The 24,177-nt window shown below is 47.7% G+C and carries 41 protein-coding genes and 1 tRNA gene; 6 read left to right on the top strand and 36 right to left on the bottom strand.

Translation table 11 applies throughout. The annotated features are described in order from the left end of the window. Nucleotides 1-65: 65 nt before the first annotated feature. Nucleotides 66-725, bottom strand: coding sequence for a TatD family nuclease-associated radical SAM protein (locus HMPREF1250_RS04030; RefSeq protein ID WP_023053347.1), 660 nt, complete (start codon nucleotides 723-725; stop codon nucleotides 66-68). Between the two features lie 16 nt (nucleotides 726-741). Continuing rightward, nucleotides 742-1,566 carry a pyridoxamine kinase gene (locus HMPREF1250_RS04025; RefSeq protein ID WP_023053337.1) on the bottom strand — a complete coding sequence of 275 codons (825 nt, stop codon included), beginning with the start codon at nucleotides 1,564-1,566 and terminating at the stop codon, nucleotides 742-744. Between the two features lie 178 nt (nucleotides 1,567-1,744). Between HMPREF1250_RS04025 and thiM the strand changes: the two genes are divergently transcribed. From thiM to HMPREF1250_RS04010, 3 genes are all read left to right on the top strand, one after another. Beyond that, nucleotides 1,745-2,581 carry a hydroxyethylthiazole kinase gene (gene thiM, locus HMPREF1250_RS04020; protein ID WP_023053303.1) on the top strand — a complete coding sequence of 279 codons (837 nt, stop codon included), beginning with the start codon at nucleotides 1,745-1,747 and terminating at the stop codon, nucleotides 2,579-2,581. A gap of 2 nt (nucleotides 2,582-2,583) precedes the next feature. Next, nucleotides 2,584-2,889, top strand: coding sequence for an MTH1187 family thiamine-binding protein (locus tag HMPREF1250_RS04015; protein ID WP_023053312.1), 306 nt, complete (start codon nucleotides 2,584-2,586; stop codon nucleotides 2,887-2,889). Nucleotides 2,890-2,950: 61 nt separating this feature from the next. Beyond that, nucleotides 2,951-3,041 (top strand) — tRNA-Ser (locus HMPREF1250_RS04010). Nucleotides 3,042-3,186: 145 nt separating this feature from the next. On the opposite strand, the gene HMPREF1250_RS04005 is transcribed toward HMPREF1250_RS04010, so the two are convergent. Together HMPREF1250_RS04005 and HMPREF1250_RS04000 are read right to left on the bottom strand one after the other, a co-directional pair. Continuing rightward, complete coding sequence (locus HMPREF1250_RS04005; RefSeq protein ID WP_023053344.1) at nucleotides 3,187-4,380, bottom strand: anaerobic nitric oxide reductase flavorubredoxin; 1,194 nt, start codon at nucleotides 4,378-4,380, stop codon at nucleotides 3,187-3,189. A gap of 430 nt (nucleotides 4,381-4,810) precedes the next feature. Next, the gene (locus tag HMPREF1250_RS04000) at nucleotides 4,811-4,996 is read right to left on the bottom strand and encodes a hypothetical protein (RefSeq protein WP_023053324.1); all 186 of its coding nucleotides are present in this window, start codon (nucleotides 4,994-4,996) and stop codon (nucleotides 4,811-4,813) included. Nucleotides 4,997-5,406: 410 nt separating this feature from the next. Here HMPREF1250_RS04000 and HMPREF1250_RS03995 point away from each other — a divergent pair, with 410 nt between their 5' ends. The 3 genes from HMPREF1250_RS03995 to HMPREF1250_RS03985 are packed head-to-tail and all read left to right on the top strand — an operon-like array spanning nucleotide 5,407 to nucleotide 8,100. Continuing rightward, nucleotides 5,407-6,006 (top strand): nitroreductase family protein, encoded by a 600-nt coding sequence (locus HMPREF1250_RS03995; protein WP_023053317.1) that lies wholly within the window; start codon nucleotides 5,407-5,409, stop codon nucleotides 6,004-6,006. A 27-nt stretch (nucleotides 6,007-6,033) separates the two neighbouring features. Beyond that, nucleotides 6,034-6,582, top strand: coding sequence for a glutathione peroxidase (locus HMPREF1250_RS03990; protein ID WP_023053319.1), 549 nt, complete (start codon nucleotides 6,034-6,036; stop codon nucleotides 6,580-6,582). A gap of 36 nt (nucleotides 6,583-6,618) precedes the next feature. Further along, complete coding sequence (locus tag HMPREF1250_RS03985; RefSeq protein WP_023053309.1) at nucleotides 6,619-8,100, top strand: aldehyde dehydrogenase family protein; 1,482 nt, start codon at nucleotides 6,619-6,621, stop codon at nucleotides 8,098-8,100. Nucleotides 8,101-8,218: 118 nt separating this feature from the next. Here HMPREF1250_RS03985 and HMPREF1250_RS03980 read toward each other — a convergent pair whose 3' ends face one another. From HMPREF1250_RS03980 to rpsJ, 32 genes are all read right to left on the bottom strand, one after another. Next, on the bottom strand, nucleotides 8,219-8,704 hold the full coding sequence (locus HMPREF1250_RS03980; protein ID WP_023053352.1) for an 8-oxo-dGTP diphosphatase: 486 nt from the start codon (nucleotides 8,702-8,704) through the stop codon (nucleotides 8,219-8,221). 14 nt (nucleotides 8,705-8,718) lie between these two features. Continuing rightward, nucleotides 8,719-9,168: a DUF3783 domain-containing protein gene (locus HMPREF1250_RS03975; RefSeq protein ID WP_023053304.1), complete on the bottom strand. Its 450-nt coding sequence runs from the start codon at nucleotides 9,166-9,168 to the stop codon at nucleotides 8,719-8,721. Nucleotides 9,169-9,269: 101 nt separating this feature from the next. Continuing rightward, the gene (rplQ, locus tag HMPREF1250_RS03970; protein WP_023053331.1) at nucleotides 9,270-9,608 is read right to left on the bottom strand and encodes a 50S ribosomal protein L17; all 339 of its coding nucleotides are present in this window, start codon (nucleotides 9,606-9,608) and stop codon (nucleotides 9,270-9,272) included. Nucleotides 9,609-9,625: 17 nt separating this feature from the next. Beyond that, nucleotides 9,626-10,603: a DNA-directed RNA polymerase subunit alpha gene (locus HMPREF1250_RS03965; protein WP_023053349.1), complete on the bottom strand. Its 978-nt coding sequence runs from the start codon at nucleotides 10,601-10,603 to the stop codon at nucleotides 9,626-9,628. A 52-nt stretch (nucleotides 10,604-10,655) separates the two neighbouring features. After that, complete coding sequence (gene rpsK / locus HMPREF1250_RS03960) at nucleotides 10,656-11,051, bottom strand: 30S ribosomal protein S11 (protein ID WP_196806847.1); 396 nt, start codon at nucleotides 11,049-11,051, stop codon at nucleotides 10,656-10,658. A 25-nt stretch (nucleotides 11,052-11,076) separates the two neighbouring features. Then, nucleotides 11,077-11,445 (bottom strand): 30S ribosomal protein S13, encoded by a 369-nt coding sequence (rpsM, locus tag HMPREF1250_RS03955; RefSeq protein WP_023053339.1) that lies wholly within the window; start codon nucleotides 11,443-11,445, stop codon nucleotides 11,077-11,079. 23 nt (nucleotides 11,446-11,468) lie between these two features. Further along, nucleotides 11,469-11,582, bottom strand: coding sequence for a 50S ribosomal protein L36 (gene rpmJ / locus HMPREF1250_RS03950; RefSeq protein WP_007391661.1), 114 nt, complete (start codon nucleotides 11,580-11,582; stop codon nucleotides 11,469-11,471). 21 nt (nucleotides 11,583-11,603) lie between these two features. After that, nucleotides 11,604-11,822 carry a translation initiation factor IF-1 gene (gene infA, locus HMPREF1250_RS03945; protein ID WP_023053313.1) on the bottom strand — a complete coding sequence of 73 codons (219 nt, stop codon included), beginning with the start codon at nucleotides 11,820-11,822 and terminating at the stop codon, nucleotides 11,604-11,606. A gap of 269 nt (nucleotides 11,823-12,091) precedes the next feature. Beyond that, nucleotides 12,092-12,841 carry a type I methionyl aminopeptidase gene (gene map / locus HMPREF1250_RS03935; protein WP_023053305.1) on the bottom strand — a complete coding sequence of 250 codons (750 nt, stop codon included), beginning with the start codon at nucleotides 12,839-12,841 and terminating at the stop codon, nucleotides 12,092-12,094. 1 nt (nucleotide 12,842) lies between these two features. Then, complete coding sequence (locus HMPREF1250_RS03930; RefSeq protein WP_023053306.1) at nucleotides 12,843-13,493, bottom strand: adenylate kinase; 651 nt, start codon at nucleotides 13,491-13,493, stop codon at nucleotides 12,843-12,845. A 13-nt stretch (nucleotides 13,494-13,506) separates the two neighbouring features. Continuing rightward, nucleotides 13,507-14,769 (bottom strand): preprotein translocase subunit SecY, encoded by a 1,263-nt coding sequence (gene secY / locus HMPREF1250_RS03925; protein WP_023053328.1) that lies wholly within the window; start codon nucleotides 14,767-14,769, stop codon nucleotides 13,507-13,509. A gap of 1 nt (nucleotide 14,770) precedes the next feature. Beyond that, nucleotides 14,771-15,211 (bottom strand): 50S ribosomal protein L15, encoded by a 441-nt coding sequence (gene rplO / locus HMPREF1250_RS03920; protein WP_023053314.1) that lies wholly within the window; start codon nucleotides 15,209-15,211, stop codon nucleotides 14,771-14,773. Nucleotides 15,212-15,230: 19 nt separating this feature from the next. Beyond that, nucleotides 15,231-15,410: a 50S ribosomal protein L30 gene (gene rpmD, locus HMPREF1250_RS03915; protein WP_023053315.1), complete on the bottom strand. Its 180-nt coding sequence runs from the start codon at nucleotides 15,408-15,410 to the stop codon at nucleotides 15,231-15,233. A 17-nt stretch (nucleotides 15,411-15,427) separates the two neighbouring features. After that, on the bottom strand, nucleotides 15,428-15,928 hold the full coding sequence (gene rpsE, locus HMPREF1250_RS03910; protein ID WP_023053345.1) for a 30S ribosomal protein S5: 501 nt from the start codon (nucleotides 15,926-15,928) through the stop codon (nucleotides 15,428-15,430). Between the two features lie 18 nt (nucleotides 15,929-15,946). Then, nucleotides 15,947-16,309 carry a 50S ribosomal protein L18 gene (rplR, locus tag HMPREF1250_RS03905; protein ID WP_023053311.1) on the bottom strand — a complete coding sequence of 121 codons (363 nt, stop codon included), beginning with the start codon at nucleotides 16,307-16,309 and terminating at the stop codon, nucleotides 15,947-15,949. A 31-nt stretch (nucleotides 16,310-16,340) separates the two neighbouring features. Continuing rightward, nucleotides 16,341-16,883 (bottom strand): 50S ribosomal protein L6, encoded by a 543-nt coding sequence (gene rplF, locus HMPREF1250_RS03900; protein ID WP_023053321.1) that lies wholly within the window; start codon nucleotides 16,881-16,883, stop codon nucleotides 16,341-16,343. Between the two features lie 18 nt (nucleotides 16,884-16,901). Beyond that, entirely contained in the window at nucleotides 16,902-17,294 is a 393-nt protein-coding gene (gene rpsH, locus HMPREF1250_RS03895; protein ID WP_023053340.1) for a 30S ribosomal protein S8, read from the bottom strand. A 27-nt stretch (nucleotides 17,295-17,321) separates the two neighbouring features. Continuing rightward, nucleotides 17,322-17,591: a 30S ribosomal protein S14 gene (rpsN, locus tag HMPREF1250_RS03890; protein WP_006943125.1), complete on the bottom strand. Its 270-nt coding sequence runs from the start codon at nucleotides 17,589-17,591 to the stop codon at nucleotides 17,322-17,324. 15 nt (nucleotides 17,592-17,606) lie between these two features. Beyond that, on the bottom strand, nucleotides 17,607-18,149 hold the full coding sequence (rplE, locus tag HMPREF1250_RS03885; RefSeq protein WP_023053348.1) for a 50S ribosomal protein L5: 543 nt from the start codon (nucleotides 18,147-18,149) through the stop codon (nucleotides 17,607-17,609). A 21-nt stretch (nucleotides 18,150-18,170) separates the two neighbouring features. Then, nucleotides 18,171-18,479, bottom strand: a complete 309-nt coding sequence (rplX, locus tag HMPREF1250_RS03880; protein WP_196806846.1) for a 50S ribosomal protein L24 — start codon at nucleotides 18,477-18,479, stop codon at nucleotides 18,171-18,173. Nucleotides 18,480-18,507: 28 nt separating this feature from the next. Next, nucleotides 18,508-18,876 (bottom strand): 50S ribosomal protein L14, encoded by a 369-nt coding sequence (gene rplN / locus HMPREF1250_RS03875; RefSeq protein ID WP_023053325.1) that lies wholly within the window; start codon nucleotides 18,874-18,876, stop codon nucleotides 18,508-18,510. A gap of 24 nt (nucleotides 18,877-18,900) precedes the next feature. Then, entirely contained in the window at nucleotides 18,901-19,155 is a 255-nt protein-coding gene (gene rpsQ / locus HMPREF1250_RS03870) for a 30S ribosomal protein S17 (protein WP_023053316.1), read from the bottom strand. A gap of 46 nt (nucleotides 19,156-19,201) precedes the next feature. Beyond that, nucleotides 19,202-19,402, bottom strand: coding sequence for a 50S ribosomal protein L29 (gene rpmC / locus HMPREF1250_RS03865; protein ID WP_023053323.1), 201 nt, complete (start codon nucleotides 19,400-19,402; stop codon nucleotides 19,202-19,204). Then, a complete protein-coding gene (gene rplP / locus HMPREF1250_RS03860) occupies nucleotides 19,392-19,829 on the bottom strand; it encodes a 50S ribosomal protein L16 (RefSeq protein ID WP_023053318.1) in 438 nt (145 codons plus the stop codon). The genes rpmC and rplP overlap by 11 nt, the downstream gene beginning before the upstream one ends. Next, nucleotides 19,829-20,500: a 30S ribosomal protein S3 gene (gene rpsC / locus HMPREF1250_RS03855; protein WP_023053308.1), complete on the bottom strand. Its 672-nt coding sequence runs from the start codon at nucleotides 20,498-20,500 to the stop codon at nucleotides 19,829-19,831. Before rpsC ends, rplP begins: the two co-directional genes overlap by 1 nt. A gap of 13 nt (nucleotides 20,501-20,513) precedes the next feature. Then, on the bottom strand, nucleotides 20,514-20,849 hold the full coding sequence (gene rplV, locus HMPREF1250_RS03850; RefSeq protein ID WP_023053351.1) for a 50S ribosomal protein L22: 336 nt from the start codon (nucleotides 20,847-20,849) through the stop codon (nucleotides 20,514-20,516). A 15-nt stretch (nucleotides 20,850-20,864) separates the two neighbouring features. Then, the gene (rpsS, locus tag HMPREF1250_RS03845) at nucleotides 20,865-21,140 is read right to left on the bottom strand and encodes a 30S ribosomal protein S19 (RefSeq protein WP_023053329.1); all 276 of its coding nucleotides are present in this window, start codon (nucleotides 21,138-21,140) and stop codon (nucleotides 20,865-20,867) included. A gap of 23 nt (nucleotides 21,141-21,163) precedes the next feature. Then, entirely contained in the window at nucleotides 21,164-21,991 is an 828-nt protein-coding gene (gene rplB, locus HMPREF1250_RS03840; RefSeq protein WP_023053335.1) for a 50S ribosomal protein L2, read from the bottom strand. A 31-nt stretch (nucleotides 21,992-22,022) separates the two neighbouring features. Then, complete coding sequence (rplW, locus tag HMPREF1250_RS03835) at nucleotides 22,023-22,304, bottom strand: 50S ribosomal protein L23 (RefSeq protein ID WP_023053343.1); 282 nt, start codon at nucleotides 22,302-22,304, stop codon at nucleotides 22,023-22,025. After that, the gene (rplD, locus tag HMPREF1250_RS03830) at nucleotides 22,304-22,927 is read right to left on the bottom strand and encodes a 50S ribosomal protein L4 (RefSeq protein WP_023053342.1); all 624 of its coding nucleotides are present in this window, start codon (nucleotides 22,925-22,927) and stop codon (nucleotides 22,304-22,306) included. Before rplD ends, rplW begins: the two co-directional genes overlap by 1 nt. A gap of 30 nt (nucleotides 22,928-22,957) precedes the next feature. Next, on the bottom strand, nucleotides 22,958-23,596 hold the full coding sequence (gene rplC, locus HMPREF1250_RS03825) for a 50S ribosomal protein L3 (protein WP_023053320.1): 639 nt from the start codon (nucleotides 23,594-23,596) through the stop codon (nucleotides 22,958-22,960). Nucleotides 23,597-23,610: 14 nt separating this feature from the next. Further along, complete coding sequence (rpsJ, locus tag HMPREF1250_RS03820; RefSeq protein WP_006791160.1) at nucleotides 23,611-23,922, bottom strand: 30S ribosomal protein S10; 312 nt, start codon at nucleotides 23,920-23,922, stop codon at nucleotides 23,611-23,613. Between the last annotated feature and the right edge of the window lie 255 nt (nucleotides 23,923-24,177).

Below are 24,177 nucleotides of genomic sequence, written 5' to 3'. Positions count from 1 at the left end.
CTTATGCCGCCGCATTGCCGTGTTGAGCGTCACATTCCGGTCTAGGAACACAGTACTGTCAGCTGTCAATTTCCCTCATAGCGCCGCACGCGCAACGTCAAGCCTCGCTGAGAACAAATTTGACGACACTTCTCGATTGCTGCCGGCGACTCCACCTGATCGACAACGGTCATGACGACCTGGGGAATATAGGCTTTGCAATGCTCGGCAAACGTCAACATCGCGTCATAAGAGTCCAGTCCGAAGCGGCTGCGGGTCACGGCCAGATATCGTTCCGCACTGTATTCATTCAGGCTGATGGAAATCGTATCAAGGAGACCTCCGGCAAAATCCTTCGCCGTATTGCGCCCGTAAAGCAAATCGGATAAGCCGTTCGTATTGATCCTCGTCTTGACAGCAGGATAGGCTTCCCGGATATGGCGCAGGAGCATTACGACCGTTTCCAAGCGTTCCGTCGGCTCTCCGAAACCGCAAAACACGACTTCGTTAATAACCGGCCAAGGCGCCCCGTCCAAGGCCTCCTTCACTTCTTCTACCGACGGCTCCTGTTGGAGCCACAAGGTCATATCGTCGCGCATGTCTTTCATCGTTCGCAGACAAAAAGTACAGCTGCAAGGGCACCGATTCGTCAAGTTAACATATAAGCTGCGCATTCGCGTCGCATCATGTCGCAAACTTTCCGCCGGACTGAGATAGCGCCCCTGCTCGGCCATATAAATGATCATCAAAAATACCTCCTCATCATAACTCCGTTAAAAACTCTTCAAAGACCAACCCGTACATTTCCGGTTCCTGTACGTCCAAAGTATGGCGCAATACGCGGCAAATAAACGACATCGCCTTCATTACGGCATCGTCCAGCGGCATCCCCTGCACAACGCCGGCGGCGACAATGGCGGAAAAGACATCGCCCGTTCCGGAATGCGCCCCGCCGACCTTTTCCGTTTCCAAAAAAGAGGCGCCTTTTTCCCGTTCATACACCAAGGTTCGCATGCAGTTTTTTCTGTGCAGCCCCGTAATGGCGACGCCCGACGGCCCCGACGCGGCCAACGTTTCCGCCAATTCGATCAATTCCTTGTCGGAAATACGCTCTTCATCAACATATGGACGCTCCGCCAAACGGCAGGCTTCCGTCAAATTCGGTGTAACGATCGTCGCATATGGCAGCAGCGACTTCATGGCGCGACACAAGGCGTCAGTGTAGGAAGCGTAGACGCTGCCGTTATCGCCCATGACCGGATCGACAACGATACAGCTATCCTCTCTGCCAACGCGAAGCAAACACTCTTTGACAATATCCACTTGACCAACTGACCCCAAAAATCCGGTCAGGATACCGTCGAAAACAAGTCCGTTCTCCTGCCAGCTGTCCAAATACCGCGGCATCCGCTCTGCGTAATCATCAATATAATAAGCAGGAAACCCTGTATGCACCGACAGGATTGCCGTAGGAAAGATACAGGCCTGCACCTTCATTGCCGAAATCAACGGAAGCTGGACGGCGGCGGCACAACGGCCGAATCCCGTCACGTCATTGACGACGGCGATTTTCTTCTGTTTCTTCACGTCTTCTCCCCTATCTGTACTTTTTAATAATTACATAATATATTATTTCATACGATGACAGATGAATCAATAGCCGATCTGAGGGGCGGTTTCCGAAACCATCATCTTCATATCTCCATTGCCCCCTGCTGCAGATGTGATTATAATAAAAGTATCCATTCCAAGGGAGATGAACGATATGTATACAATGGAAACTATGCGGCAGGAAATTGCCGCCGCCGTCGAAAAAGTCCGAGCCTTGAAGCCGTTGGCGCCATCCATTACCAACACGGTAACCGTCAACTTCGTCGCCAATGCCCAACTTGCCGCAGGCGGTACGGCGGCGATGATCTATCTGCCCGATGAAGCAGAGGCGCTGGCCGAGGCAGGATCCTCGTTTTATATCAACGTCGGTACATTGCTGCCGATCTACCGGGAAACCGTGCCGCTGGCGGCGCAAAAGCTGCACGCACTGCACAAGCCGTGGGTCCTGGATCCCGTTGCCATCGGCATCGGCTCGTTGCGCACGGAGCTTCTGTCGCTGTTGAAAAACTATCCGCCAGCCGTAATTCGCGGCAACGCTTCCGAAATCATTGCCCTCGCAGGCCTATGGAATCTTTCGGGCGGCACGGAAACGTCAAACGTACACGGTGTGGACTCGACGGATACGGTCCAGGCCGCCCGATTGGCAGCAATTTCACTGGCCCGCTTTACAGGCGGCGCCGTCGCCGTTTCCGGCACTGTCGATCTGATCACGGACGGCCGGCAAGCGGTCTGCTCTTACGGCGGTTCCTCCCTCATGGAATCCATTACCGGCTGCGGCTGCTCTCTCGGCGGCGTCATAGCCGTTTACAGCGCCGTCGCTTCACCATTTATCGCCGCCCTTTGCGGCACAGCCGCATATAATTTCGCCGGCAGAGAAGCGGAACGGCACGCCGCCGGAACAGGATCTTTTCAACTTGCTTTTCTCGATGCCTTATACAACGCATCGCCTAAAGATATCAGTTTAACGCAGTTTACACCCGAGGAGGTATGATTATGAACACACTTATTGCTGTTTGCATTGCACCCTGCGGTACGGGCGACGAATATGCGCCTTACGTTTCTCAGATCGTAAAAATCATTCGCGAATCAGGACTCCCGAACCGTACCAATGCCATGTTCACCGAAATCGAAGGCGAATGGGACGATGTCATGGCCGTCGTCAAAAAAGCCACCTTCTCCCTGGCCGAACAGGGGATCCGGACAGAAGTCATGCTGAAAGCCGATATTCGTCCCGGCTACACAAATATGATGGAGCGCAAGGTAGCCGTCATTAACGAAATATTGGACAACGAAAAGTAAGCCCTTCTCTCTTGACAACACCTCCTATTCCAGTGTAAACTATTAAAGTCAGCACCGATATGGAGTGGTACTCAAGAGGCTGAAGAGGACGGTTTGCTAAATCGTTAGGGGTCGTAAGGCTTGCGAGAGTTCGAATCTCTCCCACTCCGCCAAACGAAAAAAAGATCTCAGGAAAATCTGAGATCTTTTTTTGTTGCGCCTTTAGAGACCTGGACGACACGTCTCATTACAAGCTAAATCATTTCCGCTAATCGCCGCAAGGCGGGCTCCATGCCCGAAACCCGCCTTCGCCATGATTCAATCCGATATAGAAGCGGCAAAATCCCTGCCAAACTGCCGGCACAAGTCCTTCGCCTTATCATCAGGCACCCACATGCACCGCAACGGTTCCTGCACAACGGCAAAACCGCTGCCCTTCAACAGCTCAGTAATTTGCTTCGGCGCATCACCGCTCCAACCGTAGCTGCCGAAAGCCGCCGCCTTCTTGTTCTTGAATTTAAGGCCCTTCATCATTTCAATGATGCCGCCAATGGAAAACAGGAACCCGTAATTGATCGTCGGCGAACCGACAAGAACGGCCTTCGATTTGAATACTTCCGTACAAATATCGTTTTTATCTTCTTTGGCCGAATTAAACAACTTAACCGTAATCGACGGATCAATTTCACGAATACCTTCGCCAATACATTCCGCCATGCGGCGCGTTGAATTCCACATCGTATCGTAAATGATCGTGACTTGATTTTCCTGGTACGCCGCCGCCCACTGCTGATACGCCTCAACGATCTGCAGCGGATTATCCCGCCAAATGACGCCGTGGCTCGGACAGATCATAGACACGGGCACATTCATATCCAAAATTTCCTTGATCTTCTTCGTTACCATCGGACTGTACAGGTTCAAAATATTCGCATAATACTTCATTGCCTCACGGTACAATTCCGCCTGATCAACCTTGTCATTGAACAACAACTCACTGGCATAATGCTGCCCGAATCCGTCATTACTGAAAAGAATATTTTCACCGGTCATATACGTAAACATCGTATCAGGCCAATGGAGCATTGTCGCTTCGATGAAAACCAGGCGGCTTTCCCCGAGATCCAGCGTATCGCCGGTCTTGACATTGACAAAATTCCAATCCTGATGATAATGACCGCGAATGATTGCTTCACCCTTCGCCGTGCAGTAAATCGGCGTATGGGGGATTTCTTTCATCAGTAACGGCAAGGCGCCGCTGTGATCGCTTTCACTGTGGTTCATGACAATATAATCAATGTCATTCAAGTCTATTTCCGCTTTCAAATTTTCAACAAACTCTTTGTCGAACGGTTTCCAAACCGTATCCATCAAAACGGTTTTCTGATCGCGAATCAGGTATGAATTATATGACGAGCCCTTATCCGTCGAATACTCATCCCCATGAAACCGAGCAAGCTCCCAATCAATCTTTCCGACCCAAGTAACTTTTTCTGTAACATTCTTTGCCATACGACTACCCCCTAACAACAAGTAATACTATCAAGATTCTTTATGCATACTATACTACACGCGTCTGCCAAAGTATATTGCATATACAACAAAACAGATAGTTTTTGTCCCTGTATTTTTATTACATATAATGAACCCTTTACGGCTATTCCCATCCGTTTTCTTTTTTATATGTGTCATCATACAAACTGGAAAATATACATCTGTTCCATTCAGAATACGCCCAGACAATATCCTTCTTCATGACTAAACGCACCGCTTCATGCAGCATTTTTACGATTTCCCCTGACGGCAATCCTTTATGCCTGGGAATACCTGTCAGTATAGCCAATTTTTCTTCAGTCACATTCGTATGTTAACGAAACGCCCCATCAGTCCTTGATGAATCATCAACGACTGATGGGGCGCAACACTTCCATAACTCTTTCAATCAGCTTGAACAGACCATACGCATTAATTCGTCCATTTTCTTTTCTGCCAATTGGTCAAAATAAACCAGCACATGCCGAAGAAAAGTACGCATAAAAATATGCCAAATATATTCCGTAGAGGCAATACCGTCAATACGGCGCCATACTTGTATGGATAATTTGGCAAGATTTCTTAATATTCCCATCCATTTTCACCTCCTTTATTATATTTCAATAATTATTAATTTATCAAATTATCTCCTTGCTTATAAATAATATATATCATAAAATAACTTAAGGGTCAATATTTATATTCCTGTATATCAACGTCATCTCCATATAGAAAGAGTTGCAACGCTTATTATACCGTAACTGCTTCGTTCCATCCGCTTTCCGCCACCTTATCTGTCTATTTCGTTATTTCTGTTATAAATAAAGTGCTATTGATAAATTTAAAAGAAACCAATCGTTTTTTTTAATATGTAAGTTTTTCTTTGCCGTGTAAATTAATTGCTAATTAAGAGTAAATAGGTATTGATTTATTAATGATAATGTTTTATAATAACAAATAACAAAAGTTAATTAATAATTTTTTCTCCCTGTGGAGGCGAGTACTATGTCAACTCTTATTGATGCGTTTGCAAAACGCCGTACAAACTATGCTTTAGATAAAAATGTGACGATTGCCCAAAGTGCAATTATAAAAACAGTTCAAGATGTTATTCATGAAGTTCCATCTGCCTTCAATATGCAGTCCGGTAAAGTCATCGTGGCTTTCGGCAAAAAGCACGACAAAATCTGGCAGATTGCCATGGATACGTTACGGGCCATCGTACCGGCCGAAAATTTCGGCACGACAGAAGTAAAAATCAATTCCTTCGCCGCCGCTTACGGTACAATCCTTTATTTTGATAATACTGCCGTTGTAAAATCGATGCAGGAACAATTTCCCCTTTACGCCGACAATTTTCCCGTCTGGGCTCAGCAGGCAAACGGCATGATGCAGTTCGGCGTCTGGTCGGCGCTCACCGACTTGGGATTAGGCGTCAATATGCAGCATTATAATCCGCTGATTGACGATGCCGTTAAGAACGAATTTCAGGTTCCCGCCGAATGGCAATTAATCGCGCAGATGCCTTTCGGCAACCCCACAGCCGTCCCCGATCCGATCGCCAAAGATCCGATCGATGAACGAGTTCTCGTATTCGATAAATAAGTTTGTAAAATTCAGGAGGGTATACCAATGGCAACGATTTACGATTTCAAAGTAAAAACTATTCAAGGACAGGAAGTTTCACTCAGCGATTACAAGGGTAAGGTCGTCTTAATCGTCAACACCGCAAGCAAATGCGGTTTTACCCCGCAGTACGAAGGACTGGAAGCTTTATACAAAAAGTATCAGGATCAGGGCTTCGTTATCCTCGGTTTCCCGTCAAATCAGTTCTTGGCTCAAGAACCTGGCAGCGGCGATGAAATCCAATCCTTCTGCAAGGTTAACTTCGGTGTCACGTTCCCGCTCTTTGCAAAAATAGATGTTCGCGGTGAAAACGCCGATCCGCTCTATACATATTTGAGCGATGCCGCCCCCTTCAAGGGATATGAACTTCAAAAGGAATCCGGTCAGTTGATCAAATCTGTCGTCGCTGAACATTATCCGGAAAATCTGGAAGGCAACGGCGTTAAATGGAACTTCACGAAATTCCTCGTCAGCCGTGACGGTACCGTCGTTACACGATTTGAATCAAGCGTGACGCCGGAAGAGTTGGAAAACGATATTAAGGCAGCGCTTTGATTTTACGCATTTCATGTAAAAAGGAAGGTGATCTCTGTGAAGCAGTATGTAAATGATGTATATAATCTCTATATCGACGGCAAGTGGGTGCCGTCCAGCAGCGGCAAAACCTTTACGGCATATAATCCGTCTAACGGTGAAGTGCTGGCGACCTGTGCCGAAGCGACCAAAGAAGATGTTGATAAAGCGGTTAAGGCTGCGCACGAAGCATTGAAAACCTGGCGCAAGACGTCGACCATTGAACGGCAGAATTATCTGCTCAAGATCGCCGATATCATTGATGCCAATGCCGAACATTTGGCAATGGTCGAAACCTTGGACAACGGCAAACCGCTCCGCGAAACGCAAAATGCCGATATTCCGTTAAGTGCCGATCATTTCCGTTATTTTGCCGGCGCTTTACGGACGGAAGAAGGACGGGCCATGATGCTCAATGAAAACACCATGACCATTGTTCTCCGCGAGCCGATCGGCGTTGTCGGCCAGGTCGTTCCCTGGAACTTCCCTTTCCTCATGGCCGCCTGGAAATTGGCGCCTGTTTTGGCTTCAGGTTGTACGACGGTGTTGAAGCCTTCAAGTCATACGTCCCTCAGCGTTCTTGAATTAATCCGCCTGATTGAAGGCATTCTGCCTCCTGGCGTCATTAATGTGATTACCGGCAGCGGGTCCGGATCCGGTCAATATCTTCTCGACCATCCGGGCTTACAGAAGCTGGCCTTTACCGGCTCGACGGAAGTCGGCCGCGGAGTCTATAAAGCGGCCATGGAAAAACTGATCCCTGCTACCTTGGAACTGGGCGGCAAGTCGGCCAATATCTTCTTCAATGATTGCAAATGGGATATGGCGATGGACGGCGCTCAACTCGGTATTCTCTTCAACCAGGGGCAGGTCTGCTGCGCCGGCTCTCGAATCTTCGTTCAGGAAGATATTTATGATCGCTTCGTTGACGAATTGGCAGCACGTTTCAATCGTGTCAAAGTCGGCTTGCCTTGGGAACCGGGCGTACAAATGGGTTCTCAAATTTACAAACAGCAAGTCGATAAGATTCTGGAATACGTTGAAATCGGCAAAAAAGAAGGCGCCCGCCTCGTCTGCGGCGGTGAAAAGATCATGGAAAACGGCCTCGACAAAGGCAATTTCGTTCGTCCTACGATTTTCGCCGACGTAACGAATGATATGCGCATTGCCCGTGAAGAAATATTCGGGCCTGTCGTCTGCATTCTCAAGTTCAAGACGGAAGACGACGTTATCGCTATGGCAAATGACAGCGAATACGGCTTAGGCGGCGCCGTGTGGACGCGCGACATCAACCGCGCTATCCGCGTAGCCCGTGCTATTGAAACCGGTCGCATGTGGATTAACACGTATAATGCCATTCCTGCAGGCGCTCCGTTCGGCGGTTACAAGCAATCCGGGATCGGCCGTGAAACGGACAAGCTGATCTTGCAGCATTATACGCAAGCAAAAAATATTTACATCAATCTTTCAGAAAACCCTACCGGTCTCTATGAAAGTTGAGCGTTATCACGCAAATCCGCTTTAGCTGTCAGCACAAAATGCTCACAGCTAATCTGATAAAAACAAAACAGCCGAAAGGCAGCCTGTCCTCCCGCAGGTTGCCTTTCGGCTGTTTTTTCTATATTTCAATGACAGTCTCAACGGTCTTCAATTTCATTTCAGCAACATGTTCATTATCCCGGTCAAACAGTATGGATCCTGACAGTTTTTCTCCCTGTAAAAGCCGCGGCAGCCATATCCGGTCTCCAGCCCACATAGACTCGAAAGGGATCCGGTCATAGCTGAACCACTGCGGCTCCATTTCCTCTGACGCGCGCGGCGTTCCCGTATAAAGGGAAGCAAAATAGACATATCCGATATGATCCAAACTCGGTTCGGCGCTGAAGCGAAAATCCAAGAAAGCCACAGGCTGCAGCTCCGTTTCTTTGATCAGAAGTCCAGCTTCTTCTTTGCATTCACGAACAGCACAGGCCCGAAAAGTCTCGCCACGTTCCAGCTTGCCGCCAAAGCCGTTCCATTTACCGGCGCCGAAGCCGCGTTTCTTTCGTCCTAAAAGGATGTGGTTGCTGCTGTCGATGGGAAAACACAGCGTCGTAGGTCTCATGCATGTTTCTCCTGTTATTTCTTTCGGCTGTTTCGGAAATTTCTGAAGTATTCATATTCGCCATACAATTCATGTAATACGATGCGGATAGGCCAAATGATATTGTTTGGCGTCAACATGGCTTTCAACGGAATATACTTTATCGGACTCGTTTTAATGGCATCCAGAAAGTCCCTTGCTTCACTGTTTTCGAAGTGACAAAGGATAATCGCTTCTTCTTTGACAGGTTCTCGCAGATTGCCTCCTTCATCAATAGCAGCGTCTTCGCCTTCGTCCGTTTCCTGTCCCAGCGCCGCAATGGCTTGAATCTCTTCTTCAGATAAGCCCAGAATATCGCCGACTCGTTTTTCCTTATCTTCTTCATGAACGCGCTTGAGCGCCGCCCGATGCAGAAGGCAAACACTGCTAAGCAAACTATACCGCTGATCGGAAAAGTTAATTGCCAGTACCGTTTTTTTACCCATTTCTCTACGCCTCCTCACATATGCAAAAGGCACTGCAACAGTTACGCTGCAGTGCCTTCGGCCCATTCAGCCGCGACCTTGAAGCCGACTGAATCAATGCGTCAAACCAATTCGATAATAACCATGGGAGCTGCATCACCTTGACGCACGCCGGTCTTAATGATGCGTGTATAGCCGCCTTGGCGATCTTGATATTTCGGTGCAACTTCATCAAATAATTTTTTTACTACATCTTCATTCATCATGTACGCCATAACTTGACGACGAGCATGCAAATCACCGCGTTTCGCAAGAGTAAGCATTTTATCGGCGATTTTGCGCAGTTCTTTCGCTTTGGCTTCCGTCGTCTCAATACGTTCATGCTGGAATAAAGAGGTAACAATGCTGCGCAGTAATGCTCTACGTGCAGAGCTGTCACGTCCTAACTTTCTATAAGCCATCGTTCATCCTCCTCGATCTATTCGTCACCGGACCGCAAATCCAATTCATAGTCTTTCAACTTTTCAATAATCTCATCTACCGATTTTTTGCCGAGATTGCGAATCTTGGCAAGATCCCCTTCCGTGTGGCCGATCAAGTTGCCGATCGTGTAAATATTGGCACGTTTCAGGCAATTGGACGCGCGAACGGAAAGTTGCAAAATGTCGATTTTTTCTTCAATAATATCAGGGCCGTCCGTTTCTTCCGGCTCTTCCCCGTCAGGATTGACAAATTTCTGATTGATAGCATCGACACGGCTATCCGTTGCAATACCTTTGAAACAATCGAGATACTGCATCATCAGCACGGCAGCGGAAGCAACGGCATCATGCGCTTTAATACTTCCGTCGGTCTGCAGTTCCAAAACCAACGAATCATAATCCATTTCGTTGCCTACCCGAACATCGTTTACTTCATAATTGGCCCGCAAAATCGGAGAGAAAATCGAGTCAATAGGAATAACACCGATGGAATCGGTATCCTTCTTGTTCTTTGTTGAAGGAACATACCCTTTGCCGCTTTCAATGTGGCACTGCATATGAATATGCGCGTCCGCATCCAGCGTCGCAATATGAAGATCGGGGTTTAAAATTTCTATGTCTGAGTTAACGTTGAGGCAAGCGGCCGTAAATTCGGATTCACCTGAAATATCAACGGTGATATCCGCTTCCTGAATGTCGTCACGCGTAAATCTCATCCGGACTTGTTTTAGATTCAGAATTATTTCCGAAACGTCTTCACGTACGCCGGTTATCGTCGAAAACTCATGAAGGACACCATCGATCTTGATCGACGTAATGGCTACACCTTCCAGTGACGATAAAAGTACACGCCGCAAGCTATTCCCCAAAGTGATTCCGTAACCTCTGTCGAGAGGTTCGCATACGAATTTTCCATAGCAGCCGTCATCTTTAATTTCAACGGATTTGACTTTAAAATTGTTATCGTTACTCATTTGGAAAATCCTCCCATTCCAGAATCAAAACCAAGTTGGTAAGTCCTCAAGATCAGACGCGTCTGCGCTTGGGCGGACGGCAACCATTATGCGGAATAGGAGTAACATCTTTGATTGCATTTACTTCAAGACCTGCAGCCTGCAGTGCACGAATCGCCGCTTCACGTCCGGATCCAGGGCCTTTAACAAATACTTCCACTTGACGCAGCCCATATTCCATCGCAGCCTTGGCAGCCGTTTCAGCAGCCATCTGTGCTGCAAAAGGAGTGCTCTTGCGGGAACCGCGGAAGCCCATTTCACCGGCGCTGGCCCAGGACAGTGTATTGCCGCGAGTATCACTGATCGTAACGATCGTGTTATTGAAAGTAGAACGAATATGAGCTGAGCCCGATTCTACATGTTTCTTTTCTTTTCTTTTGTTGCTTCTTACATTAGTTTTAGCCAAAATCGTTTCCCTCCTTACTCAAAAAGTATTATTTCTTATGACCGGCAATTGCTTTTCTCGGACCCTTGCGGGTACGAGCGTTGGTCTTTGTGCGCTGGCCGCGAACAGGAAGACCGGAACGATGCCGCTTGCCGCGATACGAATTAACTTCGATCAGGCGTTTGATATTAAGAGCGCCTTCACGTCGGAGATCGCCTTCTACTTTATAGTCAGATCCGATCGTTTCGCGAATCTTCTGTACTTCCTCTTCCGTTAAATCACGAACGCGGGTATCAGGGCTGATCCCTGTTTTCTTAAGAATCTCCTGGGAAGAAGAAAGACCGATCCCGAAGATATACGTTAAACCCACTTCAACTCGTTTATCACGTGGTAAATCCACACCGGCTATACGTGCCATCTATTCATCCACCTCCTTGTTTATTAACCTTGTTTCTGTTTATGTTTCGGATTTTCGCAAATAACCATTACACGGCCTTTGCGTTTAATAATCTTGCATTTTTCGCAAATTTTCTTTACTGACGGTTTTACCTTCATAGTTAACCTCCTGCGTAATTCTTACTTGAAGCGGTATGTAATACGGCCACGGCTCAGATCATACGGCGTCAGTTCCATAGTGACGCGATCGCCCGGCAGGATACGAATAAAGTTCATCCGCATTTTTCCGGAAACGTGTGCCAAAATAATATGGTCGTTTTCCAACTTAACTTTGAACATGGCGTTCGGTAAGGCTTCAACGACGATGCCTTCAACTTCAATGACATCTTCTTTAGACATGTAATACCTCCCTGGTCAATTCCACAGCAGCCCGCTTGACAGCGGCCCGTATCCATTCGTCGTTGTAATTGGCAGGAACTGTTTCAACAGCTCCCAAAATCCTCAGATGCCGGCAGTTCTTTTTTTCGGCCTATCCAATTTGTACTTTCGACCGTCAGCAATTTGCACATACGGATAAGTCAGTCTGTCGACAACAACATACAGGACACCTTTATCTTTTCCGGCCAGGCTCTGTACGACAGTACCTGCCCGTATCTGATCCCGTTCCATTACGACGGTAATGTCAGGATTTCCGGACCGTTTTCCGTAATCGCAATGGTGTGCTCAAAATGAGCGGCCCACTGCTTGTCCTGCGTAACGACGGTCCACCCGTTTTTCAGCTGACGAACTTTTTCCGTGCCCATATTAATCATCGGTTCAATTGCCAGGACCATGCCGTTTTCCAATAATTCGCCGTGATCTGCAGTTCCGTAATTCGGCACCTCCGGTTCTTCGTGCATGTCCGTTCCGATACCGTGCCCGACATAGTCACGAACGACTCCATATCCGAAGGATTCGGCATAGGACTGCACGGCATGACCGATATCTCCAATATGATTACCGGCAACAGCCTGCTGAATGCCCTTATAGAGGCATTCTTCCGTCACCTTCAGCAACTGCAGGACGGCAGGTTTGACACGGCCGACAGGAATCGTTACCGTCGAATCACCGTGATAGCCGTCTTTATTTACTACCAAGTCAACGCTGATGATGTCGCCATCTCTCAACTTGCGCCGACCGGGAATGCCGTGTACGACTTCTTCGTTTACACTGGCACAAATCGTTGCCGGGTACCCGTAGTAGCCCTTGCAACTCGGAAAAGCACCGCGGCTGCGAATATATTCTTCACAGCGCAGATCAAGTTCCGCCGTCGTGACGCCCGGCTTGGCGAGCTGTCTCATTAAGACCAGCGCGTCCGCCGTAATCCGTCCGGCTTCCCTGATGTATTCGATTTCCCGTTTCGATTTCAGTATGATCATTTTATTTGCTCTTTTCGAGACTGGCCACGATCGCGTCAAACACAGCCTCCATACCTTGCTGTCCATCGACTTCCAAGTAGAGATTCGAGCTTTTGTAGTAGTCAATGAGCGGTTTCGTCTGTGCGGCATACACGCTGAGACGTTTTTTTACGGTTTCCATCTTGTCATCGTCACGCTGGTATAAAGGACCGCCGCATTTATCGCAAACATTTTCCTTCTTGGCAGGCTTAAATGTCAAATGATACGTAGCGCCGCAGGAACGACAAATCTGTCGCCCCGTCGTCCGTCTGATCAATTCTTCATCGGGAACGGCGATATTGATAACGCCGTCAAGTTTGATGCCCAGATCACGAAGAATGGCATCGAGAGAAACCGCCTGTGACGTCGTACGAGGAAATCCGTCAAGGATAAACCCTTTCTTACAATCATCCTTAGCCAGCCGCTCCTTAACGATTCCGACGGTAACGGCATCGGGAACCAGCTGACCGTTGTCCATATATTTTTTGGCTTCCAAGCCGAGAGGCGTCTGCTCTTTCACTGCCGCCCGGAACATATCGCCGGTGGAAATCTGCGGAATCCCATACTTCTCGATTAATCGTTCGGCCTGTGTGCCTTTACCGGCACCGGGAGGCCCCATTAAAAGAATGTACATCCAGCTACCTCCTTTATTTCATAAAGCCTTGATACTGTTTATTAAGCACCAATGACTCCGCCTGCTTCATCGTATCGATGGCCACACCGACAACAATCAGTACGGCTGTACCGCCGAAGTAGACACCTTGAATACCGGTTATCCAGCCGATAAAATTCGGCAGAATGGCGACAAAAGCAAGGAAGAAAGCACCTGCTAATGTAATTCTCGTCATAATTCTGTCAATATGTTTCGCCGTCGGCTGCCCCGGACGAATACCGGGAATAAACCCGCCGTACTTCTGCATATTTTCCGTCAACTGCGGAATATTCAGCGAAATCGCCGTGTAGAAATACGTGAAGAAAATGATCAAGAAAGCATAACAGATAGTGTTTGCCATCGTTCCCCAAGCGAAAAACGCCGCAACAGCCCGAATCGTTTCGTTTTGGACGAATTGTGCCACCGTGATCGGGAACATCAATACGGACGAGGCGAAGATGATGGGAATAACGCCGGCCTGATTAACCTTTAAAGGGATGTGCGTCGTATGTCCGCCATACATCTTCCGGCCGACTACACGCTTGGCATACTGTACGGATACACGCCGTTGCCCTTGCGTAACTTCAATGACAACGACGATCATCAGCAATGCGATCAGCGCAAACAACAAGGCCTGAAAGACATTGACGGTACCGGCCTGAACGTATTGATACATCGTCTGCACGCCATTAGGGAAACGGGCCACGATCCCGGCAAAAATGATCAGCGATATGCCGTTACCGATGCCGCCGGCTGTAATCTGATCTCCGAGCCACATCAGGAAACAGGTTCCTGCCGTAAGAATCAACGCTACCATGATCACCATCGTCCAGCTATTACTGACCAAGGCATTGTTCACTTTCAGCGCATAGCTCATGGCAAACGCTTGGATGAGACCTAAGAGAACCGTGCCGTAGCGCGTGACTTTCTGTATCTTTTCGCGCCCGTCCTGGTTATCTTTAGCCCATTGTTCAAACTTCGGCACAACGGAGGTCAAGAGCTGCATGATGATAGACGCATTGATATACGGTGTAATACTCATGGCCAGCACGGAAAACTTACTTAATGCGCCGCCGGAAAACAGATCCAACAAGCCGAATAAGTTGCCGCTGCTGAACAAGTTTTCAATAACGGTGGAATCTACGCCCGGCACCGGGATATGAACGCCGAGCCGAAAAATGACAAACATGATCAAGGTGAATACTGCGCGTTTCCGGAATTCCGTAACGTTCAGAACATTCTGGATGCCTTCTAACACCTTAGATCACCTCAACTTTACCACCGGCTGCTTCAATTTTTTCCTGGGCCGTTTTGGTAAAGCCCTGAGCCTGGACAGTCAGTTTCTTTTCAAGATCGCCGTTGCCCAAAATGCGAACGCCGTCACGGACATTCTTTAAAATACCCGCTTCTACTAACGCTACCGGATCGACAGTTGCACCATCTTCAAAACGATTCAGTGTAGAAACATTGACTTCTGCATATTCTTTAGCCCAGACATTTTTAAAACCGCGCTTGGGAAGCAAGCGGTATAACGGCATCTGTCCCCCTTCAAAACCGGGACGTGTACCGCCGCCACTGCGGGAATTTTGACCTTTCATGCCTTTACCGGCAGTCTTACCGTTTCCCGAGCCGATACCGCGGCCAACACGGGTGCGAGTTTTCTTGGAACCTGGAACTACGCTCATTTCATGAAGTTTCAATTCATTGCACCTCCTTTTATTAGATTTCTTCTACTTTGATCAAGTGCTCTATCTTGTGAAGCATGCCTTTGATCTGCGGCGTCGCTTCTTTAACGACTTGAGAATTGGTCTTATGCAGACCGAGAGCCACAACCGTCGCACGCTGATCAGCGGGTCGACCGGCCAAGCTTCTTACGAGTGTAACTTTTACTTGCGACATGTCGTATATCCTCCTTATTAACCGTAAATTTCTTCTACAGTCTTCCCGCGGAGTTCGGCAACTGTACGAACGTCTTTCAATTGACGCAAGCCGGAAATGGTTGCCTGAACCATATTGTTCGGATTGGAAGAGCCGAGGGATTTAGTGAGAATGTTACGAACGCCGACCAATTCCAGGACGGAACGGACCGGACCGCCGGCAATAACGCCGGTACCTTCGGCAGCCGGTTTCAAGAGAACCTTGCCGGCACCGAAAACGCCGGTGATTTGATAAGGAATTGTACCGTTTTTCAAAGAAACGGTTACCATGTTTTTCTTGGCATCTTCAACGCCTTTGCGAATAGCTTCGGGAACTTCCCCGGCTTTGCCCAAACCGGCTCCCACTCTGCCGTTGCCATCACCGACAACAACCAATGCACTGAAGGAAAAACGGCGGCCGCCTTTAACTACCTTAGCAACACGGTTAATAAATACGACATTTTCTTGTAATTCGAGACCTGCATGGTCAACTTTTGCCATGTGTTATTTCCTCCTTGATTAGAATTGTAAGCCTGCTTCACGAGCAGCTTCGGCGAGTGCAGCAACACGGCCGTGATATACGTAACCGCCGCGGTCAAAGACAACGGTGGTAATGCCTTTTTCCATAGCGCGTTTGGCAACCAGCGTACCGACCAATTTGGCCGCATCCGCATTGCCGCGGACGTCAGTCTGCCCTTTAATTTCTTTGTCAAGCGTGCTGGCTGATACTAACGTAACGCCATTTACATCATCAATGACCTGAGCGTACATATTGGAAAGGCTGCGGAATACATTCAAACGCGGACGTTCGGCAGTCCCTGTTATATGTTTGCGTATACGCCAATGGCGTTTAACGCGAATCGCATTTTTACTGGATTTCAAGGAATTCACTCCTTTCGTGGATTAAATGGGATTATTTCTTCGTGCCAGCCTTGCCGGCCTTACGACGTACATGTTCACCTGCATAGCGAATCCCTTTTCCTTTATACGGTTCAGGGAGGCGATAGCCGCGGATTTTAGCGGCAAATTCGCCGACATGTTCTTTATTGGCGCCAGATACTATGATCTGCGTAGCACTGGGGCATTCTACGGAAATACCTTCGGGAGCGTCAAGTTCCAAAGGATGGGAGAAACCGAGCGTCAACGCGAGTTTCTTTCCTTTCATCTGCGCTCTGTACCCGACACCGACAATTTCCAATTCCTTTTTGAAACCTTCCGTAACACCGGTAACCATGTTGGCAACAAGCGCGCGGGTCAAGCCATGCAATGCACGATGTTCTTTATCTTCGGACGGACGTTCGATCGTAATGACGTTGTCCTGAATTGTAACCTTCATATCCTGGTGGAGCGTACGGGTAAGTTCACCCTTGGGACCTTTGACGGTAATCGTTGTGCCGTCGAGGTTTACGTTTACGCCTGCCGGGATATCAATAGGCATTCTACCTATACGAGACATATTGACACCTCCAAATAATTACCAGACGTAAGCGATAACTTCTCCGCCCAGACCTAATTTACGAGCACGTTTATCTGTCATAACACCTTGGGATGTAGAGATAACGGCAATACCTAAGCCGCCGAGAACGCGGGGAAGCTCTTCCGTTTTAGCGTACACACGCAGCCCCGGTTTCGATATTCTTTTAATGCCGGTAATGACTTTTTCTTTGTTAGAACCATATTTTAACGTGACCTTCAACGTTTTTCCTTCGTTTACGGCTTCGTAATTTTTAACAAACCCTTCTTCTTTCAAGATGTTCAGCACAGCGGCTTTCATCGTCGAAGCAGGCATTTCCACTTTTTCGTGATATGCCGAATTGGCGTTACGGATGCGGGTAAGCATATCCGCAATCGGATCGGACATTGACATAATTTAAAACCTCCCTTCGTTAATGAGTTACCAACTAGCTTTGCGAACGCCGGGAATCTGCCCCTTGTAGGCCAAATCACGGAACGTAATACGGCTGATACCGAATTTCCGCATATACCCGTGCGGACGGCCCGTTACTTTGCAGCGGTTATGCAGACGCACCGGTGAAGCATTGGCAGGTAACTGGGAAAGAGCTTCATAGTCACCCTTCGCCTTTAATTCAGCCCGGAGTGCAGCGTATTTGGCAACCATTTTTTCACGTTTCTTTTCACGTTCAAGCATTGACTTCTTTGCCATCTATGTATTTCCTCCTTATTGCTTTTCGAAAGGCATGCCCATCATGGTCAGCATGTCGCGGCCTTCTTCGTCGCTGACAGCAGTCGTAACAATGGTAATATCCATGCCGCGCGCTTTATCAACTTTATCATATTCGATTTCCGGGAAAATCAGCTGTTCCTTCAAACCGAGCGTATAGTTGCCGCGGCCGTCAAAACCGGTAGCGCTGATGCCGTGGAAGTCACGCACGCGAGGCAATGCCAGGTTCATCAGCTTATCGAGAAATTCATACATGCGTTCACCGCGAAGCGTAACTTTGCAGCCGAGATTCATGCCTTCACGAATCTTAAATGCGGCAATGGACTTCTTGGCTTTCGTAATGATCGGTTTCTGACCGGAAATGATGGTCATGTCATTGACAGCAGCATCCAAAGCCTTGGCATTCGTAACGGCTTCGCCGACAGCCATATTGATGACGACTTTCGTGACTTTCGGAATCTGCATGACGTTTTTATAATTGTATTTTTCCTGTAATCCTTTCACTACTTCGGAAAGGTATTTGTCTTTTAATCTGGACACTCTCAAGGCCCTCCCTTCTTATCAGATAGCTTTGCCGCTCTTTACGGCAGTGCGGACTTTTGTCCCGTCGGCTTGCTGAACCATTTTCACACGGGTCGGTTTGCCGCTTTCGGGATCGACGAGCATTACATTGGAAACATGAATAGGCGCTTCCTTCGTAATGATGCCGCCTTGAGGATTGTTCTGTGTCGGTTTTGTATGGCGTTTGACCTGGTTGAGACCTTCTACGACTACACGGTCTTTCTTCGGATATGCCGCAATGATCTTACCTTTCTTGCCCTTATCTTTACCGGCGATGATCATAACCGTATCGCCTGTTTTAACATGCATTTTATCCATTATAGAACACCTCCCCTGCTTATAATACTTCCGGAGCCAAGGAGATGATCTTCATGAAATCTTTTTCACGCAGTTCTCTGGCAACGGGCCCAAAAATACGAGTGCCCTTAGGACTCTTATCTGCATTGATTACGACGGCTGCATTTTCGTCAAAACGAATGTAAGAACCATCAGGACGGCGTAATCCTTTTTTAGAACGAACGATAACGGCCTTGATGACGTCGCCCTTCTTGACAACGCCGCCGGGTGTTGCATCTTTAACAGACGCAGTGATGATATCGCCAATATTGCCATATTTACGATATGAGCCACCCATGACCTGGATGCACAAAATCTTTTTGGCACCGGTGTTATCGGCAACATTCAACATAGTTTCTTGCTGAATCATGGTTTAACCTCCTAAAATATAAGCTTACTGAGCTTTTTCTACGACTGTTACGACTCTCCAGTGTTTCTGTCTGGATAAGGGACGCGTTTCTTCAATACGTACGATATCGCCGACATGGCATTCGTTGTTTTCATCATGCGCTTTGAATTTGACAGTTGTGATCATCGGCTTCTTGTACAGATCATGCTGCTCTTTATATTCGACAGCAACAACAACGGTCTTGTCCATTTTATCGCTGACAACTTTACCTAAACGAATTTTCCGTTCATTTCTTTCCATCTGTGCGTACAACCTCCTTTTCAGATTCCCAATTATATACTTACGCTTACGCTTGCGCTTTCAGTTCTGCTTCACGCTGCACCGTCTTGATGCGGGCAATGGTCTTTTTGACTTCGCCAATGCGCTTCGGATTTTCCAATTGGCCGGTTGCATGCTGAAAACGGAGGTTAAACAATTCTTCTTTAAGGCTGACTACCTTTTCATCCATTTCGGCAGCACTGAGGGCGCGGATTTCTTTAACCTTCATTTTGTTCACCACCTAATTCCTGACCTTTTATGACAAACTTCGTTTTGATCGGCAGCTTATGACCGGCAAGACGCATAGCTTCGCGCGCGATTTCCGGACTGACGCCGCCCATTTCAAAAAGTATACGGCCCGGTTTGACAACGGCTACCCAGTATTCGGGAGAGCCCTTACCGGAACCCATACGAGTTTCCGCCGGTTTTGCCGTAATCGGCTTATCCGGGAAAATTTTAATCCAAACTTTACCGCCACGTTTGATATAACGCGTCATGGCAATACGGGATGCTTCGATCTGCCGATTGGTAATCCAAGCCGGTTCCAAAGCAACCAAACCATACTCGCCGTGAGCAACTTTATTGCCGCGCTGCGCTTTACCCTTCATGCGGCCGCGGAACTGTTTACGATGCTTTACTCGTTTTGGAATTAACATCAGCGATCACTCCCTTCGCGTTTATTCTGCGGAGCTTTTTTAGCTTCCGGCAAGATTTCCCCTTTGTAAACCCAACATTTAATGCCGATGCAGCCATAAGTCGTATGCGCTGTCGCCACACCGTAATCAATATCGGCACGAATCGTATGCAAAGGAATGGAACCGTCGCGAACGCTTTCGGAACGAGCGATTTCGGCGCCGCCCAGACGACCGGAGCACATGATTTTAACGCCCTTGGCGCCCATGCGCATCGTGCGACCGATACTCTGTTTCATGGCACGGCGGAAGCCGATACGGCGTTCGAGCTGTCCGGCAATGTTTTCAGCCACCAAGGTGGCATCCAATTCAGCCTGCTTGATTTCAGCGATATTTACATCAACATTTTTATCCGTAAACGCTTTAAGGGCTTTTTTGATATCTTCGATGCCGGCGCCGCCGCGACCGATAACCATGCCCGGCTTGGCCGTATGAATAACTAATTTGATGCGTTTCGCAGAACGTTCGATTTCGATACGAGAAACGCCTGCAATGAACAACTGTTTCTTCAAGAATTCACGGATCCGTACGTCTTCATTCAAGAGTGCTGCATAATCTTTTTCAGCATACCATTTAGCATCCCAAGGTTTGACAACGCCAACTCGGAATCCATGGGCATTAACTTTTTGACCCACTACGTTTCCCTCCTTATGCTCTTTCTTTTACTACGACAGTCACATGACTGGATTTTTTCAAAATTTTGAAAGCCTGTCCGCGGCTGCGCGGATGAATACGTTTCATCGTCGAATCCTGATCGACAAAGATTTCCGAGATGTACAAGCTGTCAACGTTCATATCAAAATTATGTTCCGCATTGGCTACTGCCGAACGAAGGGTTTTGGCAACGACTCGCGATCCCACTTTCGGCGTAAATTTTAAAATAGCAAAGGCTTCGCCGACTTTTTTACCCCGAATTAAATTAGCAACGATTCGGATTTTACGGGGGGCTATGCGGATATGCTTAGTAATAGCTCTTGTTTCCATCAATATTTACCTCCCTTATCCTGTTACTTTTTCGGCTTTGGCGTGGCCTTTAAAGGTACGCGTCGGTGCGAATTCACCAAGCTTATGGCCTACCATATCTTCCGTAATATATACAGGCACATGCTTGCGTCCGTCATGAACGGCAATGGTATGGCCTACAAAACTCGGCAGTATCATCGAAGACCGAGACCAAGTTTTAACAACTTTCTTTTCATTTGCTTCATTCATCGCATCGATTTTCTTTAACAAATGCGCTGCCACGAATGGGCCCTTTTTAACGGATCTAGACACTTAACTATCTCCTTTCTCCGAACTTATTTACGTCTCTTCACAATAAACTTGCTGGAAGCTTTTTTAGCATCGCGCGTCTTCACGCCGTATGCAGGCTTGCCCCAAGGTGTAACCGGACGTTTACGACCGACAGGGGACTTGCCTTCACCACCGCCATGAGGATGATCACAGGGATTCATAACAACGCCGCGGTTGCCGGGACGGATGCCGAGCCAACGGGAGCGACCGGCTTTACCGATTGTCAGATTTTCATAATCCGTATTGCTGACAATGCCGATGGTAGCACGGCAGTTTACATGAATCTGACGTAATTCGCCGGAAGGAAGACGGAGCAGCGCGTAATTTCCTTCTTTAGCCACAAGCTGTGCGGAAGAACCGGCGGAGCGAACGAGCTGTGCACCTTTGCCGATTTTCAGTTCAATATTGTGGACCTGCGTACCGAGAGGAATATTCCCCAAAGGCAACGCATTGCCGATCTTAATATCCGATTCGGGACCGCTGACAACAGTATCGCCAACCTTCAACCCGTTCGGAGCAATAATATATCTCTTTTCGCCATCTGCATAGAAAAGCAATGCAATATTGGCGGAACGATTCGGATCATATTCGATAGTAGCTACTTTTGCCGGAATATTATCCTTCGTGCGTTTGAAATCAATTAACCGGTAACGGCGTTTATGACCGCCGCCCTGATGACGAACCGTCATTCTGCCGCTGTTGTTACGGCCGCCCTTGCTGGTAACTTTTGAAAGCAAGGATTTTTCCGGCTTGGACGTCGTGATTTCATCAAATGTCGAAACAGTCATGAAACGACGGCCGGCAGAATACGGTTTAAATGATTTTATGGCCATTATAGTGCCTCCTCCTTTTTATCCGTTATGCTTAGCCTTCAAAGAATTCGATTGTTTCGCCGTCTTTGAGGGTAACAATAGCTTTTTTGTAATCCGGGCGTTTACCTACGAATTTACCCATGCGTTTGTATTTTCCCATTATACGAAGCGTCGTTACACTTTTAACTTTTACGTCAAAAATCTTCTCAACGGCCTTGCGAATCTCGATCTTGTTAGCATGGAGCGGCACTCTAAAGGTATATTTACCGTCTGACATCATCATTGTCGATTTTTCGGTAATAACCGGTTTTAACAAGAGATCATGCATATCCATTATGCGAGCACCTCCTCAATCTTGGCGACAGCGCTCTTCGTGACGAATAATTTCGTATAGTGGAGCAAGTCGAAGATGTTCATACCTTCCGCAGAAATCGCTTTAACCCCCTGTACATTGCGCGCACAACGCGTCATTACTTCATCGCCGTCCGTAATAAAGAGAACTTTTTCTCCGGAAAACTTAAAGTTATTGACGATGGCTACAACTTCTTTGGTTTTTGCAGCAGCTAAATTGATTTCATCAAGGATAAACAATTCATTCGTATTCACTTTGTCGCTCAAAGCGGACTTAACGGCAAGACGTCTTGCCTTCCGCGGCATTTTCTGTTCGTAAGAACGGGGATGAGGACCGAAAACGGTACCGCCGCCAACCCACAAAGGACTGCGGCTGCTGCCTACACGGGCCCGGCCGGTTCCTTTTTGTTTCCAAGGCTTTCTGCCGCCGCCGCGAACTAAGCCTCTGGTTTTAGTTGCATGTGTGCCCAAGCGTTCATTGGCAAGTTGACGCAGTACGGCCTGTCTCATGACGGCTTCATTGACTGCAACGCCAAATACGCTTTCATTTAATTCCATTTCACCGGTCTGTGCGCCGGTAATATCATACGTATTTACTTTTGGCATTATTGATATCCTCCTTCCTGTTTGACAATACTATTGGGGTTTTACGGTTTCACGAATCATTACCAGGCTGCCTTTCGGGCCCGGAATGCCGCCTTTGACCAAAATCAGGTTTTTGTCCATGTCAACTTTGACGACAGACAGATGAAGAATCGTTGCCTGATTACCGCCCAATTGTCCAGGAAGTTTCTTACCTTTGATGACTTTACCGCCGCCACCACTGGTCATAGGTCCGAGAGAACCGGGTTCACGATGAGACTTGGAGCCGTGACCCATTGGCCCACGGTGAAAACCGTGACGTTTGATCGTACCAGCAAAACCCTTTCCTTTACTGGTGCCAATTACGTCGACGAGATCGCCGTTTGCGAAAATATCAGCTGCCAGAGTTTGGCCTACCGTATATTCCGGCGTATCTGTCAAACGGAATTCGCGCAGATACTTAACAGGATTTACACCTGCTTTGTCGAACTGTCCTTTTACCGGTTTGGTCAAATGTTTTTCTTTTATTTCGCCATAACCGAGCTGAATGGAATTGTAGCCGTCTGTATCAACTGTCTTAACGCGTACAACTACATTCGGGGAAGCTTCAACAACTGTTACGGGAACGACAGCGCCTTCTTCTGTGAAAACCTGTGTCATCCCCAATTTCTTACCCAAAATAGCTTTAGACATAATCGCACCTCCTCCTATAATTTGATTTCAATGTCCACGCCTGCCGGAAGATCCAGCCGCATCAGCGCATCGACCGTCTTATTGGAAGCCTCCAAAATGTCGATCAAACGCTTATGCGTGCGCAATTCAAACTGTTCACGAGAATCCTTGTTTACATGTGGTGAACGCAGAATCGTGAAAATGTTTTTTTCCGTCGGTAAAGGAATCGGACCGGATACCATTGCACCTGTCCGTTTCGCCGTATCGACGATTTTCGCCGCGCTCTGATCCAAGGTCTTGTGATCATACGCTTTGAGGCGAATTCTGATTCTTTCCTGTTTTGCCATTACTCAATTCCTCCTAACGTCTATTTCACTGAATAGACTGCTCCATAGAAGTTTCCCTGCCATGCAGGCAACATCCTATATCATAGTTGTCATACGAACAGGCAGACAGGCGCACCTATCCCACTGTTGCGTACTTGATTAGTTTACTACAAATCCGGCCGTTATGCAAGGATTATTTTCCCTTTAACAAGGCCTTTTCCCGCTTTTTTTGCATCAGTAAAACGCGTACTTACCCCGTCAATTGCTGCCGGATGT

It is taken from the genome of Megasphaera vaginalis (ex Srinivasan et al. 2021) (assembly GCF_000478965.1).
In the GTDB taxonomy this organism is placed as follows: domain Bacteria; phylum Bacillota; class Negativicutes; order Veillonellales; family Megasphaeraceae; genus Megasphaera; species Megasphaera vaginalis.
This window is presented reverse-complemented; position numbering and strand designations above follow the sequence as displayed.